General features: G+C 63.9%; 3 protein-coding genes. All 3 read left to right on the top strand.

Annotated elements, in window-relative coordinates; all coding sequences use genetic code 11:
- A partial coding sequence (locus DBR23_RS30270) for a MarR family winged helix-turn-helix transcriptional regulator (RefSeq protein WP_233250268.1) occupies positions 1-1385 on the top strand: 1385 nt, incomplete at its 5' end.
- A 100-nt stretch (positions 1386-1485) separates the two neighbouring features.
- Positions 1486-2913, top strand: a complete 1428-nt coding sequence (locus DBR23_RS04285; RefSeq protein ID WP_233250267.1) for a DUF1173 domain-containing protein — start codon at positions 1486-1488, stop codon at positions 2911-2913.
- Between the two features lie 140 nt (positions 2914-3053).
- The coding region (locus DBR23_RS04280; protein WP_108497419.1) for a hypothetical protein at positions 3054-3904 on the top strand (851 nt) is incomplete at its 3' end.

Raw genomic sequence — 3904 nt, 5'->3', positions numbered from 1 at the left:
CCCCAACGGCCTTGGCCTGTGCGTTGCATCGCGCAGCCTTCGGCGATTCCGACGTGGTGTTGTCAAACGCGAAATCGAGCGCGGCGGCACGTGGCATTCGCTGCGCGTCTTTGGCCCTGGTGTCGTGCCACCTTGCGGAAGCCGTTGGTGCGGCCGCCAGGATCCAGGGGTGCGACGTCATCGTGATGGCGTCGCAACGGTGCCCTGTTGCCCAGGAATGGAGTCTCCAGTCCCGCGCGGAGCAGGTTCTTCGGGACGCGTCGGCTGCGCTGCTCTTCACGGGCGTTCGATCCAGTGATGCTCCCATTGCACAGGATCGAGCCGTCGCCGCCATACTGCGCTCGCATCGTGCGCTTGCCATTGGCATGCTTGGGTTGCTGGCACCGGTTGACGCCGACGGTGCCGATCGGTCGAGCGTTGATTTCGAGGCAATCCGGTTATGCGTGCAGCAATTCCCGCGCTACCTCCTGTGCGTCAATGGAGAGCTGTATTTGCATGGGGTGCTGCGGAAGCGCAAGCCGGAACTCGCCGAGGTTCTGTCCTGTCTGGAAGAGCGGCTTAGCCGCGAACGTGGACTGGCTTTGAAACTCATGGAGATCGTCGATACGGCATCCCTCGGAGGCAAGACGGCGTTGGCACAGCTGCAATCGCTCGCGAGCACCGTCCGCGGGGGCATGCGGGGCGAGGATGAAGTGGAGCGGATCTTGTTGGTGGCACGGCGGTATCTGCTGGACTCTGACTGGGATGAAGTCGTCGGTGCTATCGGCCCGGACGACGATCTTGGGGGCGCGGATCTGGAGACGAGCGTGCAACCGAACGTTTCGCCGCATGGTGAAACTTGTCGTCCGTTGTACGTGGATGCAGATCAGTTCGGCCGCGGCCTTCCTCGCATGGAAGACAACCTTGTGCCGATTGAATTCTATGAAGCCTCTGGCTACTACCAGGAAGAGACCATCGGCTACCTGATGCGCCGCGTCACAGCGTCGATAGTGCGGAACACCGACATACGCCTCCATCAGCACGGGCTGACCAGCACTCAATGGGGGCCGCTGGTGAAGATCAAGGCGCGCCAACGGCCAACGGTGGCGGAACTCGCTCAAGATCTCGAAATGGACGCGGGCGGCGTGACGCGGGCTCTTGATCGACTCGAGAAGAAGGGCCTCTGCAAGCGTGTGAGAAGTGTCGAGGATCGGCGCGTTATCCATGTCCAGCTCACGGAGGCCGGGGAGAGCACCGTTGCCGAGGTGCCAGCCATTCTGGCCGCGGTGCAGAACGCTCATTTGGCAGACTTCTCGCGCCATGAATGGCGGATCTTGGTGGGCTACCTTAGGCGGATGCTGCAGAACGGCAAGGCGATGCAAAGCGCGGATGCGTTGGTCGGCTGAATGCGAGAGAACCACGGGCTTTGTGCGGCCTGTCCACTGCGTGCAGTTGGCATGCTGGCCGCGGCCTGGCGGAGCGGTGGCCTATCAATGAGGCGATGGGATGGGTTCGTCCTTCACCATGGCAAAGTTCTGTGCCATCAATGCCGAAAACCTGCTGATTCCGTTACGAATTCGGCTGGCCTGTAGCGGAACGATGGCCCAGCATGCGTGCGTGGCATTGTCCTCAGAAGGGGGAGGCAGCATGCAGGAGCAGATTTTCTTCGATGGTCCAGGAAGAAATGGTTTGCAACCAGGTGCGGCGGCAACGAGTGGCGACGGCGGCCTGCCGGTGTTCCCTGTGCAGCACTTCTCAATCCACGGCCGTGTGTTTGCAGCCACGGATCCGGGCCTCCAGTTGGCGCTTGCGTCGATCCATGACGACGCTGAGCGGCCGCGTTGCCTGTGTGTCGCCGGTGGTGTGGAGATGTATGTGGCCCGCCATCGCAAGTACGTGGTCAAACGCATGCCCGAAACCGGTAAGGACCATCACCCCTCCTGCCCCTCCTATGAACCCGACGCGGCGCTTTCCGGGCTGGGCGAACTCGTGGGAGAAGCCGTGCTGGAGCCTGAGCCAGGTCGAGTGGAACTGCGCGTGGACTTTCCATGGACCAGGACCCAGGGCCACGCCCTGCCAAGGGGCGAGTCCTTGGCGCCGGCAGAGATCACGGTTCCGAGACGGCGCATGTCGCTTCGCGCCGTGATGCATTTTCTTTTCGAGCGTGCCGGCTTCAACCGGTGGACGCCCGCCATGGCCGGAAAGCGCAACCAGGGTGTCCTGTGCAAGTACCTGCTCGCTGCGGCGGCCGACATCGATGTCAAGGGCATCCCACTGGCCGAGCGTCTCTATGTCCCCGAGCCATTCCAGGAATCCACCAAAGCTGATACCGCCCAGCGCCGACGGGAAAAGCTGGCCATCCTGCAGCCCCACGATGGGCATGCGCCATTGGCGTTGGTGATCGGCGAGTTCAAGGCCTGCGATCGTGCGGATCACGCCTGCCGGATCTGGATCCGCCACATGCCCGATGCGCCGTTGCTGATGCCCACCAAGAGTTGGGAGCGCCTGGCGCGTGTTCACGCTTCCTTGCTGGAGGCGCGCGACGCCGACACCGGACGTCGGATCCGGCTCATGATCGCGGCGTTGATACGCGCCCGCCGTGAATTGACCTACGAGATCGATTCGGCCAGCCTGATGCTGGCAAGCGATCAATGGATACCGCTGGAGGGCGTCCACGAGTGCCCTTTGATCGATGCGCTTGTCGGACAGGAAAGGCGCTTTCTCAAGCCGCTGCGCTACGACGCGCCGCAGGGTGGAGTCTTTCCAAATGCGCTGTTGCTGGACGGCGGTGCCACGCCCATTCCACTGCACATTGTGAGTGCGTTTGCCGGGGCCAAGGAGCGTACCGCCAAGGAGAAGGCCGTCGCCAACGGTGAATGCTGGGCGTGGCGGACTGAGCAGCCCATGCCCGCGCTGCCATCACCGGCGGCTTAGTTCGCTTGCCTTTTGTGCTCCCGGCAGCGCATGACCGGACGGGGCAGTCGGCTGGAAGCCTTGCTGCCGGGGGTTGAACACTTGGCATCACGCGAGAGCATGAAGCGTCGCAACCCCGACGTTTCATGAAGGAGCGCCACATGGCAAACGCTGTCGTTTCGGTGCAGGGCGGGCCGGTCGCCTTGCACACCCTGCTGGGCCAGGCCCCGGCACGCATCCCCACCGGGGGAAAGATCCGCCCCGGCATCATGGTCCTGACCCGCAAGGCCGCCGAGCATCCAGAGGCCAAGGCCATCTACAGGCAGGGCGTGGACGAGGGCCGGTCCTTCGAGGAGATCGAACGGCGGCTGGCGCAGGCGATACCGCAGCTCAAATCCCCGCTGGTGCCGCGCAACGTGCCCTGGTTCACGGTGCGAGCGTCGGACTTCGCGAACCCGGAGACCGCCCGGGAGATCCTCGATGCCTACGGCGAAGACCGAGGCCAGGGCCACCGTCTCTACCGCTTTCCCGTCGTCTTCCCCGCCGACCACTGGCAGACCGTGATGCCGCACGAGCTGGCGGCCTGGGGTACCCATGAGAAGCGGTTCTGGTCGCAGTACTCGCCCGATGGCCTGGTGCGCCACTGCATGCGCCATGCACCGGTCCCGGTGGACGACACGGGGCGGCGCGCGATCCGTATCTTTGGCGGGCGCAAGACCGTGCTGCGCGAAGAAAACGGCGGCCTCTGCGATCCGGAATCCTGCCCCGAGTACCAGGCGCGCCAGTGCAATCTCACGGGCCGGTTCCTGTTCTTCATTCCCGGCATCCGTTCCATTAGCGCGCTGGAGCTTCCCACCACGAGCTTCTATGCGATGAGCGCGGCCATCCAGCGCTTCCAGGCCATGGCCATGATGCGCGGCGGACGCATCTCCGGCTTCCTGGGACGTGATCGCGCGACGTTCTTCCTCACGAAGGTGCTCAGGGATGTGCCGCACATCGACGAACAGGGGCG

The sequence above is a fragment of the Acidovorax sp. HMWF018 genome (assembly GCF_003061035.1).
Classification (GTDB): domain Bacteria; phylum Pseudomonadota; class Gammaproteobacteria; order Burkholderiales; family Burkholderiaceae_C; genus Acidovorax; species Acidovorax delafieldii.
This window is presented reverse-complemented; position numbering and strand designations above follow the sequence as displayed.

Coding starts and splice junctions, on each gene's coding strand:
- DBR23_RS04285 (WP_233250267.1), top strand. CDS start 1,486: ATGGGTTCGTCCTTCACCATGGCAAAGTTCTGTGCCATCAATGCCGAA.